At 71.0% G+C, this 14,452-nt stretch carries 16 protein-coding genes; 11 read left to right on the top strand and 5 right to left on the bottom strand.

The genetic code is table 11. From position 1 onward, the window contains the following. Complete coding sequence (locus tag CLV71_RS42915; protein ID WP_133908710.1) at positions 1-795, top strand: hypothetical protein; 795 nt, start codon at positions 1-3, stop codon at positions 793-795. Positions 796-808: 13 nt separating this feature from the next. Here the strand turns inward: CLV71_RS42915 and CLV71_RS42910 are convergent, their stop codons facing one another. Together CLV71_RS42910 and CLV71_RS42905 are read right to left on the bottom strand one after the other, a co-directional pair. Next, the gene (locus CLV71_RS42910) at positions 809-1,423 is read right to left on the bottom strand and encodes a DsbA family oxidoreductase (protein WP_133908709.1); all 615 of its coding nucleotides are present in this window, start codon (positions 1,421-1,423) and stop codon (positions 809-811) included. Positions 1,424-1,569: 146 nt separating this feature from the next. Further along, positions 1,570-3,672: a HelD family protein gene (locus tag CLV71_RS42905; RefSeq protein ID WP_133908708.1), complete on the bottom strand. Its 2,103-nt coding sequence runs from the start codon at positions 3,670-3,672 to the stop codon at positions 1,570-1,572. Between the two features lie 194 nt (positions 3,673-3,866). Here CLV71_RS42905 and rsmD point away from each other — a divergent pair, with 194 nt between their 5' ends. Then, positions 3,867-4,409, top strand: a complete 543-nt coding sequence (rsmD, locus tag CLV71_RS42900) for a 16S rRNA (guanine(966)-N(2))-methyltransferase RsmD (protein ID WP_133908707.1) — start codon at positions 3,867-3,869, stop codon at positions 4,407-4,409. A 52-nt stretch (positions 4,410-4,461) separates the two neighbouring features. Then, on the top strand, positions 4,462-4,944 hold the full coding sequence (gene coaD / locus CLV71_RS42895; RefSeq protein WP_133908706.1) for a pantetheine-phosphate adenylyltransferase: 483 nt from the start codon (positions 4,462-4,464) through the stop codon (positions 4,942-4,944). 1 nt (position 4,945) lies between these two features. On the opposite strand, the gene CLV71_RS42890 is transcribed toward coaD, so the two are convergent. Beyond that, positions 4,946-5,389 (bottom strand): GNAT family N-acetyltransferase, encoded by a 444-nt coding sequence (locus CLV71_RS42890; RefSeq protein ID WP_133908705.1) that lies wholly within the window; start codon positions 5,387-5,389, stop codon positions 4,946-4,948. Between the two features lie 88 nt (positions 5,390-5,477). Here CLV71_RS42890 and CLV71_RS42885 point away from each other — a divergent pair, with 88 nt between their 5' ends. From CLV71_RS42885 to mutM, 6 genes are all read left to right on the top strand, one after another. After that, the gene (locus CLV71_RS42885; protein ID WP_341771716.1) at positions 5,478-6,170 is read left to right on the top strand and encodes a guanyl-specific ribonuclease; all 693 of its coding nucleotides are present in this window, start codon (positions 5,478-5,480) and stop codon (positions 6,168-6,170) included. Between the two features lie 81 nt (positions 6,171-6,251). Then, positions 6,252-6,989, top strand: a complete 738-nt coding sequence (locus CLV71_RS42880) for an SPFH domain-containing protein (protein ID WP_133908703.1) — start codon at positions 6,252-6,254, stop codon at positions 6,987-6,989. Positions 6,990-7,054: 65 nt separating this feature from the next. Further along, positions 7,055-7,618: a YceD family protein gene (locus CLV71_RS42875; protein ID WP_133908702.1), complete on the top strand. Its 564-nt coding sequence runs from the start codon at positions 7,055-7,057 to the stop codon at positions 7,616-7,618. Between the two features lie 43 nt (positions 7,619-7,661). Beyond that, a complete protein-coding gene (gene rpmF / locus CLV71_RS42870; RefSeq protein ID WP_133908701.1) occupies positions 7,662-7,844 on the top strand; it encodes a 50S ribosomal protein L32 in 183 nt (60 codons plus the stop codon). A gap of 81 nt (positions 7,845-7,925) precedes the next feature. Further along, entirely contained in the window at positions 7,926-8,603 is a 678-nt protein-coding gene (gene rnc, locus CLV71_RS42865) for a ribonuclease III (RefSeq protein ID WP_243867354.1), read from the top strand. A gap of 1 nt (position 8,604) precedes the next feature. Further along, positions 8,605-9,456 (top strand): bifunctional DNA-formamidopyrimidine glycosylase/DNA-(apurinic or apyrimidinic site) lyase, encoded by an 852-nt coding sequence (gene mutM / locus CLV71_RS42860; protein WP_133908699.1) that lies wholly within the window; start codon positions 8,605-8,607, stop codon positions 9,454-9,456. On the opposite strand, the gene CLV71_RS42855 is transcribed toward mutM, so the two are convergent. Then, complete coding sequence (locus CLV71_RS42855; RefSeq protein ID WP_133908698.1) at positions 9,407-10,141, bottom strand: TetR/AcrR family transcriptional regulator; 735 nt, start codon at positions 10,139-10,141, stop codon at positions 9,407-9,409. The genes mutM and CLV71_RS42855 overlap by 50 nt on opposite strands. Before the next feature lie 110 nt (positions 10,142-10,251). Between CLV71_RS42855 and CLV71_RS42850 the strand changes: the two genes are divergently transcribed. Beyond that, a complete protein-coding gene (locus CLV71_RS42850) occupies positions 10,252-12,828 on the top strand; it encodes a sensor histidine kinase (RefSeq protein ID WP_243867338.1) in 2,577 nt (858 codons plus the stop codon). After that, complete coding sequence (locus CLV71_RS42845; protein WP_133908697.1) at positions 12,825-13,508, top strand: response regulator; 684 nt, start codon at positions 12,825-12,827, stop codon at positions 13,506-13,508. Before CLV71_RS42850 ends, CLV71_RS42845 begins: the two co-directional genes overlap by 4 nt. Here the strand turns inward: CLV71_RS42845 and CLV71_RS42840 are convergent. Further along, the gene (locus tag CLV71_RS42840; RefSeq protein ID WP_133908696.1) at positions 13,452-14,423 is read right to left on the bottom strand and encodes an Lrp/AsnC family transcriptional regulator; all 972 of its coding nucleotides are present in this window, start codon (positions 14,421-14,423) and stop codon (positions 13,452-13,454) included. The genes CLV71_RS42845 and CLV71_RS42840 overlap by 57 nt on opposite strands. Positions 14,424-14,452: the final 29 nt, after the last annotated feature.

The raw sequence follows: 14,452 nt of genomic DNA, 5'->3' as shown, positions 1-14,452 counted from the left end.
ATGGGAGTCAGCGGATACGTCCATTGCAACTGCCTCAGGGACGGCAGGGCACGCCCGCCTGCCGAGCTTTCCGACATCGTCGTCGACCGGGACGGCTGCTGGGACGTGTCCGACGGCGACTGGCGGCGACGCCTGGTCCTGAACGAATGGCTGCAGCGGGCGTGCCCCCACCGCGAGATGGAGTTCATCACGGAACGGGTGGCCAACCACGGGTTTCTCGGCAGGTTCAGCAGCGAGATGGAGGAGCTGGGCCGGCAGCACTTCCCGGTCCTGGAACACGTGTTGTCCCAGTTGAACGCGGCCCCCGTACCCGCTGAACTCGGGCAGGCGGCGCTGGCCGAGGTGGACTACTTCATCCAACGGGCCTTCATCGAGGACGACGCGCTGCTGTACGAGGCAGGCACCGACGTGGTGATCTGGGACGAGGCCTACGGCCGCGCGGTCGAACAGGCGGCTGACCTGGGCATGGGCGTTGACCTGGGTGGCTTCTTCGTCCGCCGCGCCTGCGAGGACGGTGACGTCGAGCTGTTCCGCGCGACCCGTTTCACCCAGGAGGTGGTCGACCCGGGAGACGACACGACGCCACCCTCGGTCCGCTTCGCCGACGGCACCCACGAGGTGACGTTGCCGATCGGTCCCATCGGCTATCCCGGCGTGGGCCCGGAGCGCGTGCCCGCCAACCTGGAGACCCGGACCCGGCCCCCCACGCTGCACGACTACCGGTTCTCCGTCTACGCGTTACGCCGCCTCTTCGCGGCGGCCGTCGAGACCGGCAACCCGATCAACTGGTGCTGAGCCGCCCCGGTTCCTAGGCGTTCTCGTGCGCGGTCCGCAGAGCCTGCTCGAAAACCTCCACCGGCTGCGCACCCGAGACGCCGTACTTGCGGTCCAGCACGAAGAACGGCACGCCGTTCGCGCCGAGCAGGCGTGCCTCCTGGATGTCGGCCTCGACCTCGGCGGTGTACTTGTCGCTGGTCACCACCGGGCCCGCGCCCTCGACGCCGATCTCCTCGGCAAGGCGCACCAGCGTGTCCACGTCGTTGAGGGTCTCGCCCTCGACGAGCTGTGCCCGCATGAGCCGCTCGTGCATCTCCGGGCCGAGGCCCTGCGACTTGGCGTGGTGGGCGAGGCGGTGGGCGTCGAAGGTGTTGACCATGACCGCGTGGTCGTAGTCGTAGTGCAGGCCCTCGACCTCCGCCAGCTCGATGACCCGCTGGGTCATCTCCCTGATCTGCCCGCCGAACTTCTCCGCCAGCGCGTCGTACACCGGGACCGCCTTGCCGCGCGGGTACTCCGGGTCGAGCTGGAAGCTCTTCCACTCCACCTCGACGTCGTGGTCGAAGCCGGCGAGCGCGGACTCCAGCCGCCGCTTGCCGATGTAGCACCACGGGCAGACGATGTCCGACCAGACCTCGATCTTCACAGCGCGCAGCTCCCGTCCTCGCACACCGGCACGTTCGGGTCACCGAGCGACACCAGCACGGGCGTCTCGCCGGTCTCCTCCACGGAGACGGCCTTCTCTTCGTCCATACCGTCCGCCAACGCGCGCCTGCCCGGCGGCATTCCCCGTCAGGGCCAGGCGGGATCGCTCGTCAGCACGGTCAGGCGCTGGGTCGCACGGGTGAGCGCCACGTACAGCGTCCTGGGCCCGGTCGTCGACTCCGTCACCAGCTCGGTCGGTTCGACCAGCACCACCGCGTCGTACTCGAGGCCCTTCGCCTCCAGGCCGTCGACGACGTGCAGCCGCTCGTGGTCGATCGCCGCGAGGATCCGCCTGGCCTGCCCGACGCGGCTGGACGAGGTGATCACGCCGACCGTGCCGTCCATCTCGTCGAGCAGCTGCCGGGTCGCGACGAGCAGCTGCTCGGCCAGCTCGGCGGGCGCGACGACCCGCACCGACGGCTTCACGCCCGTGCTGCGCACCGCGTGCGGCAGCTGGCCCGGCATGGCCACGTCGGTGACCACCTGCGCGGCCAGCTCGAAGATCTCCGCCGAGTTGCGGTAGTTCGTGCGCAGCTGGAACTGCCTGCGCTGCGTGCGGGCACCGAGTGCGGCAGTGCGGGCCGACGTGGCCTCGCCCTCGTCCGGCCACGAGCTCTGCAGCGGGTCGCCGACCACGGTCCAGCTCGCGTACTTGCCGCGCCGCCCGACCATCCGCCACTGCATGGGGGACAGGTCCTGGGCCTCGTCGATCACGATGTGCGCGTACTCGTCGTAGTGCTCGCCCCGGCGCGGTGACTCCGACCACTCCTGGTGCTCCGCGGCGGCCTGCTGCTGGACCCGGCGCCGGTGGCGCTTGGGCAGCGGGCCGAGCAGCCCCCGCAGCTCGTCGAGCAACGCGATGTCCGCGACGGTCGGGCCCGCGTTCGGGTCGGCCCACGACGCCACGAGCAGGTCGACCTCGTGTGCGTTCAGCGCACGCCCGGCGGCGTGGGCCAGCCGGTCGCGGTCGGCCAGCAGCCGCAGCGCCTCCCGCTCGGTCATGAGCGGCCAGAACACGACGACGAACCGGTGGAACTCGATCCGCTCACCCAGCTCGGTGACCAGCTCCTTGCGGTCGAACCCGAGCCCGTAGGACTCGGCCTTGCGCCACAACGCTTCCAGCAACGCCTCGGCGGCGTCCACCCTGGACTGGTTCGGTGGCCTGCCCATCGAGTGCACGGCGTGGCGGACCTTCGCGAGGTCCCGCCCGTCGAGCTTGAGCACCTCGCCGCGGAAGGTGATGCGCAGCTCGGCGGGCACGTCCGGCGGGTCCTCCCGCAGTGCCCGCTTGAGCACCCGGCGCATCCGCAGCGAGCCCTTGACCCGCGTCACCTCGGCGGAGTCCACACCGACCGCGTGGGCGCCGTCGAGCACCTCGCCGAGCGAGCGCAGCTCGACCGTGTCCTCGCCCATTGAGGGCAGGACCCGGGAGATGTAGGAGGTGAAGGCGGGGGAGGGCCCGATGACGAGCACGCCGGAGCCGCCCATGCGACGCCGGTCCCGGTAGAGCAGGTAGGCGACGCGGTGCAGCGCGACCGCCGTCTTGCCGGTGCCGGGGCCGCCGGTGATCTCGGTGACGCCCTTCCACGGCGCGCGGATCGCCTCGTCCTGCTCGCGCTGGATGGTGGCCACGATGTCGCGCATCCGGTCGCCGCGGGCGCGGGTGAGCGACGCCATGAGCGCGCCCTCGCCGACCACGGCCATGTCCTCCGGCCGCTTCTCGGGCGCCAGCAGGTCGTCGTCGATATCCACAACGGACTGCCCGGTCGACCGGATGACGCGGCGGCGCACGACGTTCATCGGCTGCTCGGCCGTCGCCTGGTAGAACGCGGCGGCGGCAGGCGCGCGCCAGTCGGTGACCAGGTTGTCGAAGTTCACGTCCCTGATGCCGAGGCGGCCGACGTACATCGTCTCGCCGTCGGTGTCGTCGAGCCTGCCGAACACGAGCCCCTCGTGCTCGGCGTCGAGGCTGCGCAGGATCTGTGTGGCGTGGCGCACCATCACGTCCCGCTCGAACAGCATGGCGGCCTGCTCGAAGATCGCCTCGTTGCGCGCCCCGTGCGCGAGTTCGTCGCCCCTGACGCGCATGGCCCGAGCCTCGCCGCGCATCTCGTCGACGCGTTGGTAGACGACGTCGACGTGGGCTTGTTCGACCGCTATCTCGGTCTGCCTGTCGGAGGTCTGCGACACGCACCGCTCCCGGTGTTGCCCACGTTTGTTGGATTCGGAAGAGCGAGCCTACGCGAATTCGCGGAGGAGGGGGTGGACACCCTGAGGACTGAACCGCTGGCACGCCGTCTTCCCTCGTCGCGTGCTCGGCATCGTTCCTCAGTCCAGACGGGCGCACGCTCCGTCGCTCATGCGACCGGTGAGACGATGGCCACGTGACGAGGATCGTGGCGGGCATCGCGGGCGGCCGGCGGCTGGCCGTGCCGGCCAAGGGGACCAGACCGACGTCGGACCGGGTGCGTGAGGCGTTGTTCAGCGCGGTGCAGTCCGCAGTGGACCTCGACGGCGCCCGCGTGCTCGACCTGTACGCGGGCACCGGCGCACTGGGACTGGAGGCCCTGTCCCGGGGCGCTGAGTCCACCCTGTTCGTGGAGTCCGCGAGCGGTGCGCTCTCGGTCCTGCGCAAGAACGTCGCGGCCGTCGGCCTGCCGGGCGAGGTGCGTGCCGGCAAGGTGGCGGGGGTGCTGGCGGCGGGCACGCCCACCCCGTTCGACCTGGTCCTCGCCGACCCGCCGTACGTGGTCGAGGACCTCGGCCTCGAGCTGCGCCTGCTGGTGTCGGAGGGCTGGCTCGCCCCCGGCGCGCTGGTGATCGTCGAGCGCTCGCGGCGGGCGGCGGACCTGGCCTGGCCCGAACCGTTGGCGCCGTTGAAGGTCCGCCACTACGGCGAGACGTCGCTGCACTGGGCGCGAGCGTGACCAGGAACACCGTCAACGGGTAGTCGCTGGTGAGGACTGATAACTTTCGCCCATGAGGCGTGCCGTCTGTCCCGGTTCCTACGACCCGCCGACCAACGGTCACCTGGACATCCTGGAGAGAGCCGCGTTCCTGTTCGACGAGGTCGTCGTCGCGGTGCTCGTCAACAAGAGCAAGAAGGGCCTGTTCGCGGTCGAGGAGCGGATGGAGCTGCTCACCGAGGCGGTGTCCCACCTGCCCAACGTCCGGATCGACTCGTGGCACGGCCTGCTGGTCGAGTACTGCAGCCAGAACGACATCCAGGCCATCGTGAAGGGCCTTCGCGCGGTCAGCGACTTCGACTACGAGCTGCAGATGGCCCAGATGAACCAGCAGCTGACCGGCGTGGAGACGCTGTTCATGCCGACCAAGCCGGAGAACAGCTTCCTGTCCAGCTCGCTGGTCAAGGAGGTCGCCACCTACGGGGGTGACGTCCGGCACCTGCTCTCCGAGCCCGTCCACCGGCGCTTGATGGCTCGCCTGGCGCGGGACGCCTAGCTCAGAAGACCAGCTTCATGCCCACGTGCGTTGCCCGGAAGCCCAGCCGTTCGTAGAACCGGTGGGCGTCGGTGCGGCTCGCGTCCGTGGTGAGCTGGACGAGCGCGGCACCCTGTTCACGGGCGGTGTCGACGGCCCAGCGGACCAGCTCGCCGCCGAGGCCGGAGCCGCGCTGGTCGCCCCGCACCCGCACGGCCTCGATCAGCGCGCGGGTCGAGCCGAGGCGGGACAGGCCCGGGATGAAGGTGAGCTGCAGCGTGCCGACCACCTCGGCCCCGTCGGCCGCGACCACCAGCCACTGCCGGGGGTCGGCGTCGATCTCCTCGAACGCCTTCGCGTAGGCGGCGTCGCCGGGCCGCTCCCGCCGGGCGCCCAGCGGGTCGTCCGCGAGCATCTCGACGATGGCCGCCACGTCGGCGGCGACCGCGCGCCTGATCTCGACCATGCCGCCATTGAACAGCAGTCGATCGGCGGTAACCGACGTCACCCGATCGAGTTACGGTCGGAAAATGAGCAACGTCACATCAAGGCGTGTGAGAACGCTGCTTCCCCTGCTGATGGCCGCGATGGCGTTTCTCGGCCTCACCCTTCCGAGTTACGCCGCCGAGGTGGTACAACCACCCTGCGGTGACACCTCCGGCTACGACGAGGTCTCGCTGTCGAGCCTCCCGGCGCAGGCGGCCGACACCGTCGAGCTGATCGAGAGGGGAGGCCCGTTCCCGTACCCGCAGGACGGCACGGTCTTCCAGAACCGCGAGGGCATCCTCCCCGCCTGTGCCACCGGCTACTACCACGAGTACACCGTGAAGACGCCCGGCAGCCCGGACCGCGGCGCCCGCCGCATCGTCACCGGGACGGCCGGTGAGCACTTCTACACCGACGACCACTACGCGAGCTTCTCGATCGTCGACCTCGGCGGCGGCCAGCCCGCCTGCGGTGACGCGGACGTCGCCCAGCGACCCGTCGGCAGCCTCCCGGCGCAGGTGGCGAGCACCATCGCGCTGGTGGAACGCGGCGGCCCGTTCCCCTTCCCCGACGACGGCACGGTCTACCAGAACCGCGAGGGCGTCCTGCCTGCCTGTGCCACCGACTACTACCACCTGTACACGGTGCCGACGCCCGGCACGTCCGGCAAGGGCGACCGGCGCCTGGTCACCGGAGGGGACGGCGAGTACTACTACACCCCCGACCGCTACGTGACGTTCGTGGAAGTGATCACGGACTGACACACCGACCAGCGGAACCTCCACCGCCAACCCCGCGACAAAAGGCAGACTAGGGAGCGCGGTTATGGAGGGAGACGCAACGTGTACAAGGTCTTCGAGGCCCTCGACGAGCTGGTCACGATCGTGGAGGAGGCACGCGGTGTGCCGATGACCTCGAGCTGCGTCGTGCCGAGGGGGGACATCCTCGAACTGCTCGACGAGGTGCGGGACGCGCTGCCGGGTGAGGTCGACGACGCGCAGGACGTGCTCGACCGCAAGGACGAGATCGTCGGTCAGGCCGAGCACCAGGCGGAACAGACGATCAGCAAGGCCAACCTCGAGGCCGAGCAGACGCTCGCGGAGGCCCGCGCCGAGGCACAGCGGCTCGTCGCCGAGGCGCAGGCCCACGCGGACCGGCTCGTCGACGACGCGAGGGCCGACGCGGACCGGACGATCGCGGCGGGCCAGGCCAAGTACGACGACCTCGTCAACAGGTCGCAGATCGAGGCCGACCGGATGATCCAGGCAGGCCGCGAGTCCTACGAGCGCTCGGTCGCGGACGGCCGCATGGAACAGGCGAGGCTCGTCGCGCAGACCGAGGTCGTGCAGGCGTCGCACCTGGAGTCGGCGCGGATCATGGACGCCACGGCCGACGAGGTGACCCGCCAGCGCGGCGAGTGCGACGAGTACGTGGACGGCAAGCTCGCCGAGTTCGCGGACCTGCTGTCCCACACGATCAGGACGGTCAGCAAGGGTCGTGCGCACCTGCGCAGCGGGGCGGTGCCGCTGCCGCCCGCCCCGGAACCCGCGTCGGCCGCCCCGTTCGATTACTCGGCCTGACCCGCGTACCCTGGTACGGAACCGCGGTCGCGGCACCTCTCGAACTACAGGGACCCTCGTTCGCCATGTCCGAACAACGCAACAGCCCGTGGGTCCTCGACACCAGGGAGCTGGGCCGGCGGCCCGGCCTCTCCCGAAAGCTGGCCAGGGACGTCGAGGTCCAGGTCCCGCTCGGGGTCGAGGGCGTCATCGCCGTGCCCAAGGGCGCGCACGTGGAGCTGGACGTCCTCCTCGAGTCCGTCGTCGAGGGCGTGCTGGTCTCCGGCACGGCCGCCGCGCCGGTGGCCGGGGAGTGCGCGCGGTGCCTCGACCCGATCTCGGCCGACGACCACGACGTCGAGGTCGAGTTCACCGAGCTGTTCGCCTACCCGGACTCGATCACCGAGGAGACCACGGACTCCGACGAGGTGTTCCGGCTGGTCGACGACAAGGTCGACCTGGAACCGGTGGTGCGGGACGCGATCGTTCTGGCCCTCCCGGCCGCGCCGCTGTGCCGTGAGGACTGCCCGGGTCTGTGCCCGGAATGCGGTGGAAGGTGGGCCGATCTCGGACCCGATCACCGGCATGAGACGATTGACCCTCGGTGGGCCGCGCTCACGGAGCGGTTCCGCCCTGATCGAGACGCCTGACGGCTGTCCGGTCACCACCAGGAACGTTGAAGGAGAAGCAGTCGTGGCCGTCCCCAAGCGGAAGATGTCGCGTTCGAACACGCGCTCGCGCCGTTCGCAGTGGAAGACCAGTGCCGTCCACCTGGTGGAGTGCAACAACCGGGCGTGCCGCAAGCCCAAGCCCCAGCACGTCGTGTGCCCGCACTGCGGTCAGTACGGCGGTCGCCAGATCACCGAGCCGGCCTGACGGTAGGCAGTAGTGGCGAGCAGAGCGGCCAGGGGTCCTTCGGCCGACCCCGAGAAGCTGCTCGAGGCGCTCGGCGTCGGAATGGACGCCGAGCTGCTGAAGCTTGCCATGACGCACCGTTCGTACGCCTACGAGAACGGCGGCCTGCCGCCGAACGAGCGCCTCGAGTTCCTCGGTGACGCCGTACTCGGCCTCGTGGTGACGGACCACCTGTACAAGACGCACCCGGACCTGCCGGAGGGACATCTGGCGAAGCTGCGGGCCAGCGTGGTGAACATGCACGCGCTGGCGGGCGTGGCCAGGGGTCTCGGCGACGGTGGTCTCGGTGCGCACCTGCTGCTCGGCAAGGGCGAGGAGCTCACCGGCGGCAGGAACAAGGCGAGCATCCTGGCCGACGGCATGGAGGCCGTGATCGGCGCGGTGTACCTCGAGCACGGCATCGACACCGCGCGCGAGCTGGTGCACCGGCTGTTCGACCCGCTCCTCAAGGAGGCGCCGCTGCTCGGCGCAGGCCTCGACTGGAAGACGTCGCTCCAGGAGCTGACGGCACAGGCGAGCCTCGGCGTGCCCGAGTACCGCGTCCAGGAGGAAGGTCCCGACCACCGCAAGGAGTTCACCGCCACGGTGATCGTCGCGGGGCAGGACCGGGGCAGCGGCGACGGCACCACCAAGAAGGAAGCCGAGCAGAAGGCCGCGGAGGCCGCCTGGCGGACCCTCAACGAGCTGATCAACACCGAGAAGAACAACGACGGCAAGTAAAGTGCCCGAGCTTCCCGAGGTCGAGGTCGTCCGGGTGGGTCTGGACGCACACGTCACCGGCCGCACGCTGTCCGAGGTCGAGGTCCACCACCCGAGGGCCATCCGGCGCCACCTGCTCGGCGCGGGCGACTTCACCGGCCGTCTCGCCGGACGCAAGATCGTCGCCACTCGCAGGCGCGGCAAGTACCTGTGGCTCGAGCTGTCCGAGGGCCTTGCCCTGCTCGCGCACCTCGGCATGAGCGGTCAGCTGCTCGTGCAACCCGACGGCGCACCGGACGAGAAGCACCTGCGGGTGCGGTTCCGCTTCGCCGACGACGGACCCGAGCTGCGGTTCGTCGACCAGCGCACGTTCGGCGGCTTCCTCGTCGACGACCTCGTCACGGTCGACGAGACGGCGCTGCCGTCCGCGATCGCGCACATCGCGCGTGACCCCATGGACCCCAGGTTCGACGGCCACGCCACGGTCGCCGCGCTGCGCAGGAAGAAGACCGAGCTGAAGCGGGCGCTGCTGGACCAGTCCCTCGTCTCGGGCATCGGCAACATCTACGCGGACGAGGCGTTGTGGCGGGCGCGCCTGCACTGGTCCCGCGCGACCGAGCGGCTCTCCGCCGGGAAGGCGACCGAGGTCCTCACCGCGGCCACCGACGTCATGCGGGAGGCGCTCGGCCAGGGCGGCACGTCGTTCGATGCCCTGTACGTCAACGTGAACGGGCAGTCCGGCTACTTCGACCGGTCGCTCGCGGTCTACGGCCAGGAAGGGCTGCCCTGTCCCCGCTGCGGGACGGCGGTGCGGCGCGAGCCGTTCATGAACCGGTCCTCCTACTTCTGTCCTCGCTGTCAGCGGCGGGCGTGACCCCGGGCTCGCCCCAGTAGCCGCGCGGGTCCACCCAGACCGGCTCGTCGCCGTCCGAGGGCACCGGGTCCAGCTCGTCCAGCGCCAGCGGCCGGTCACGCAGCGAGTCGACGGCCAGGAAACGCAGCAACCCGTCCAGGACCAGCTCGGCGTGCCGGTGGCTGAGCCTGTGGTTGGCGGCGGCGACGATCGGGACGGGCAGCGGCTGTGCCAGCCGGATCACCAGCAGGCCGATGTCCCCCGGACCGACGTCCGGACGTAGCGAGCCCTCGTCGTGGGCCGCCCGCACCAGCGCCGCCAGCGAGCGCCGCGCCTCGTCGCGGGCGGCGAACAGCTGGTCGTCGCCCGCGATCACGTCGGCGAGCATCGGCATGATCACGCCCATGCGGAGGTCGATGGCGGTGTGCAGGTAGGCGGCGAGAGCGGTGAAGGCGTCCGCCTCCTCCACCTGCGCTGCGGTCGCCGACTGTTCCAGCAGGTCGACGGCCACGTGGCGCAGGAGGACCGCCCGGTCCGGGAAGTGCCGGTAGAGCGTGGCGGTGCTCACCCCGGCCCGCTTCGCGACGGCCTCCAGCGCGACCGTGGGGCCCACCTCGACCAGCAGGTCGACGGCGGCACGCAGGATCTGGTCGCGGTTGCGGGCCGCGTCCGCACGGAGCCGCCGAGGTCTGGGGAGGTCAGTCATGGTTGCTTCAATCGTAGTTCTCCGCACAAAAGTTGCGTTCGGCAATTTCCTTCTTGCGGCGAGGTGTCCGCCACGTGCCACGCGTGGCCGGCCTGGCGCACACTGATCGCGTGGCAGTCGGGACAGAGGCGAGCGCGGAGCCTGCGGACGCACCGCGACGCGACGAGCCCAGACGCGGTGAGCTGCGCATCTACTTCGGTGCGGCACCGGGCGTCGGCAAGACCTACGCGATGCTCGGCGAGGCACACCGGCGTCTCGAACGGGGCACCGACGTGGTCGTCGGCCTCGTCGAGACACACGAGCGGTACCGGACCGACCGGCTGCTCGAAGGCCTGGAGATGGTGCCACGCAGGACGATGACCTACCGGGGCACGGAGTTCGAGGAGCTGGACCTCGACGCGGTGCTGGCACGTGAACCGGAGGTCGCGCTCGTCGACGAGCTCGCCCACACCAACATCCCCGGCAGCCGCAACGCCAAGCGCTGGCAGGACATTGAGGAACTGCTCGACGCGGGCATCGACGTGCTGACCACGCTGAACGTGCAGCACCTGGAGAGCGTCAACGACGTCGTCGAGCGCATCACGGGCGTGCGGCAGCAGGAGACCGTGCCGGACGCCGTGGTCCGCGGTGCCCAGCAGCTGGAGCTGGTCGACATCACGCCGGAGGCACTGCGGCGTCGCCTCGCGCACGGCAACGTCTACCCGGCCCGCAAGGTCGACGCCGCGCTGAGCAACTACTTCCGCCCCGGCAACCTCACCGCTCTGCGTGAGATCTCACTCCTGTGGGTGGCCGACCAGGTCGACGTGGCGCTGCAGCGTTACCGGGCCGAGCAGAGCATCACCGACACGTGGGAGGCCCGAGAGCGGGTCGTGGTCGCGGTCACGGGCGGCCCGGAGACCGAGACGCTGGTCCGTCGCGCGAGCCGCATCGCGGCACGGGCGGGTGCGGAGCTGATGGTGCTGCACATCCTGCGTGGCGACGGGCTGGCAGGCGCGTCGCCGGGGGCACTGACGCACATGCGCGGGCTCGCCAAGAACCTCGGCGCGACCTTCCACACGGTCGTCGGCGACGACGTGCCGGACGCGTTGCTGGACTTCGCGCGCGGCGTGAACGCGACACAGCTCGTCCTCGGCACGTCCCGGCGGTCGCGGCTCGCGCGGCTGTTCGACGAGGGCATCGGCGCGACCGTCGTGCGGCGCTCCGGCGCGATCGACGTGCACACGGTCACCCACTCCGAGGCAGGCCGCGGCTGGCGGCCACGCCGCGAGCGCAGTCCGCTGGGCCTGTCCAGGCGGATCACCGGCTGGGCCGCGGCGGTGCTGCTGCCCGTGCTCGCGACCGGGCTCGGCCTGCTGATCGGCAGGGGGGTCTCGCTGTCGACGGACGCGGTCGGGTACTTCCTGGTGATCGTGATCGTCGCGCTCGTCGGCGGGTTCGGCCCGGCCATGCTGGCCGCGGTGCTGTCCGGGATGCTGCTCAACTGGTTCTTCACCGAGCCGGTGTTCACGCTGACCATCGCCGACCCCGAGAACCTGGTGACACTGCTGGCGATGGTGCTCGTCGCCGCGCTCGTGGCCGTCGTCGTGGACCGGGCGGCGAGGCGGACTGTCCAGGCCACGGAGGCGCGGACGGAGGCGGCGCTGCTGACCTCCTACGCACGCACGGTCCTCCTGTCGCCGAACCCGCTCGACCGGCTGCTGTCGAAGGTGCGGGAGAACTTCGGGCTGTCGTCGGTCGCGTTGCTGGAGAAGACGTCCGGGGAGTGGCGCCGGGTCGCGTGCGTCGGACCGTCCCCGTGCGACGCCCCGGACGATGCGGACGTCGACGTCGTGGTGACCCCGGACGTGCACCTCGCGCTGCGGGGTCGGGCGCTGCCCGCCGAGACCCGAGGCGTGCTGGAAACCGTTGCGGGACAGGCGTTGCTGGCACTCCGGCAGCAGCGGATGGCGGCCGAGGCGGCGACGGCCAAGCGGCGTGCGGACGCGACCGAGCTGCGCACGGCACTGCTGTCGGCGGTCGGCCACGACCTGCGCACGCCGCTCACGTCGATCAAGGCGGCGATCGGCAGCCTGCGTGCGCCGGATCTCGCGCTGTCCGACGAGGACACCGCGGAGCTGCTCGCCGACGTCGAGGAGTCGGCCGACCGGCTGTCCGGGATCGTCGCGAACCTGCTGGACTCGTCCCGGCTCGCGACGGGTGCCGTGGTGCCGAGGCTGCGGTCGGTCACCTACGACGAGGTGGTCGCCCGCGCGCTCGCCGGCATGGACGGCTGGTCGGCGATCGCGGTGGACGTCGACGAGCGCCTGCCCCCGGTGCTCGCCGACGCCGGGTTGCTCGAACGGGTGGTGGCCAACGTGGTCGACAACGCGTTGCGGCACGGCACACCGGGGCTCGACCGGGCCGTGCCACCGGCGGAGCCCGCGATCGCGATCCGCGCGAGCGCGCACTCCGACCGGGTGGAGCTGCGGATCGTCGACCACGGCAGGGGACTGCCGAAGGGTGCCGCGGACGCGATGTTCGCGCCGTTCAAGCGGTTCAGCGGCACGAAGGGCGGGATCGGGCTCGGCATGTCGGTGGCAAGGGGTTTCATGGACGCCATGGGTGGGACGATCAGGACCGAGGACACGCCGGGAGGTGGGCTCACGGTGGTGTTGTCCCTTCCGGTCGACGGGGGCGGGGTTTCATGACGAGGGTGCTGGTGGTCGACGACGAGCCGCAGATCGTGCGTGCGCTGCGGATCAACCTGACCGCGCGTGGCTACGAGGTGTCGACGGCGGAGAACGGGCAGCAGGCGCTCCAGGTCGCGGCCAGTGCCCGACCCGACGTCGTGGTGCTGGACCTCGGCTTGCCGGACATGGACGGCTCTGCGGTCATCGAGGGCCTCCGCGGCTGGACGAGCACGCCGATCATCGTGCTCTCGGCACGCACCGACTCCGGCGACAAGGTGTCCGCACTGGACGCGGGCGCCGACGACTACGTGACCAAACCGTTCGGCATGGACGAGCTGCTCGCGCGGCTGCGTGCCGCCGTCCGTCGTGCGTCGGCGCCGTCGGCATCGGGGGAGGAGGCGGTGGTCGTCACGCCGGCCTTCACGGTGGACCTCGCCGCGAAGAAGGTGCTGCGTGACGGCGCGGAGGTGCACCTGACCCCCACCGAGTGGGGTGTGCTGGAACTGCTCGTGCGCAACCGGGGAAAGCTGGTGGCCCAGAAGCAGCTGCTGGCCGAGGTGTGGGGGCCGGGGTACGCCTCGGAGACCCACTACCTCCGCGTGTACCTGGCGCAGCTGCGGCGCAAGCTGGAGCCGAGGCCGTCACACCCCAGGCACCTGCTGACCGAGGCCGGCATGGGGTACCGGTTCGAGACCTGACCGCTTGACCGTGCGCATGAGCGGCGCGGTCTCGACGGTGTGCACGTCGTCGAGACCGCCGACGCGTTCGGTCAGGTAGCGGTAGAGATCGCCCGCGTCGCGGCAGACGACCGTCGCGACGAGGTTCGTGCGGCCGGTCGTGACGGCGGCGAACGACGTCTCGGGGTGCGCCGCGACGGTGTCGGCGGTGGCCTTCAGCGCGGCGGGCCGGACGGTCAGCCAGAGCCGGGCCTCGGCGTGGTGCCCGAGCGCCTCCGGGCGGACGTCGAGGTCGAGCACCAGGACCCCGGCCCGCCGCAGCCTGGCGACACGTCTGCGGGCGGCCGACTCCGACGGGCCGAGCGCGGTGTAGGGGGTGCGCCCGTCCTTGGCGAGGGCGGCGAGGACGGCGTGGTCCTCCGCGTCGAGCCGCAACGGCTCGTTCGTGGGTGGTTCCGGGGCGAGCCTTCTGGCCTGTGCCCTGGTGAGGTGGCGGATGCCCGCCCATTCCGTCGCCGCGCCGCCGAGGATGGCGTGTGCGGTCACGTCGAGCACCCGGGTGCTGCGGGGGAGCTTGTCCATCAGCAGGGTGTCCCTCGTCGCGGTGTCGGCCGCCTGGAGGTTGCAGGAGATCTCGGTGCCGCCGGAGAGGATGTGCACCCAGAACGTGTCGGGGCGCCGCGCGAGCGCCGAGGCGATGGGCGCGGCGACGTCCGGGGTGCAGCGGACGCGGATGGTCCACGACATGCGGCCGAGGAGGAACCCGTTGACCGAGCCGACGACGCGGAGGACTCCGGCCTGGCGCAGGCGTTTGTAGCGGCGTGCCACGGTGTTCTCCGAGACACCCAGCACGTCCGCGATGACCGAGAAGGGGGCGCGGACGTCGAGGTGGAGTGCGTGGATGAGGCCGCGATCGACATCGTCGACGGATTCCATGCCTCGACCGTAGCTCGCTGACGGATTCC

This window comes from Actinophytocola oryzae, from assembly GCF_004364325.1.
GTDB lineage: Bacteria > Actinomycetota > Actinomycetes > Mycobacteriales > Pseudonocardiaceae > Actinophytocola > Actinophytocola oryzae.
This window is presented reverse-complemented; position numbering and strand designations above follow the sequence as displayed.

Bases quoted from the DNA above. Each gene is read 5' to 3' on its own strand.
- CLV71_RS42915 (WP_133908710.1), top strand. From the start codon at position 1: ATGGGAGTCAGCGGATACGTCCATTGCAACTGCCTCAGGGACGGCAGG.
- coaD (WP_133908706.1), top strand. From the start codon at position 4,462: ATGAGGCGTGCCGTCTGTCCCGGTTCCTACGACCCGCCGACCAACGGT.
- CLV71_RS42890 (WP_133908705.1), bottom strand. From the start codon at position 5,389: ATGGTCGAGATCAGGCGCGCGGTCGCCGCCGACGTGGCGGCCATCGTC.
- CLV71_RS42875 (WP_133908702.1), top strand. From the start codon at position 7,055: ATGTCCGAACAACGCAACAGCCCGTGGGTCCTCGACACCAGGGAGCTG.
- rnc (WP_243867354.1), top strand. From the start codon at position 7,926: ATGGACGCCGAGCTGCTGAAGCTTGCCATGACGCACCGTTCGTACGCC.
- CLV71_RS42855 (WP_133908698.1), bottom strand. From the start codon at position 10,141: ATGACTGACCTCCCCAGACCTCGGCGGCTCCGTGCGGACGCGGCCCGC.
- CLV71_RS42845 (WP_133908697.1), top strand. From the start codon at position 12,825: ATGACGAGGGTGCTGGTGGTCGACGACGAGCCGCAGATCGTGCGTGCG.
- CLV71_RS42840 (WP_133908696.1), bottom strand. From the start codon at position 14,423: ATGGAATCCGTCGACGATGTCGATCGCGGCCTCATCCACGCACTCCAC.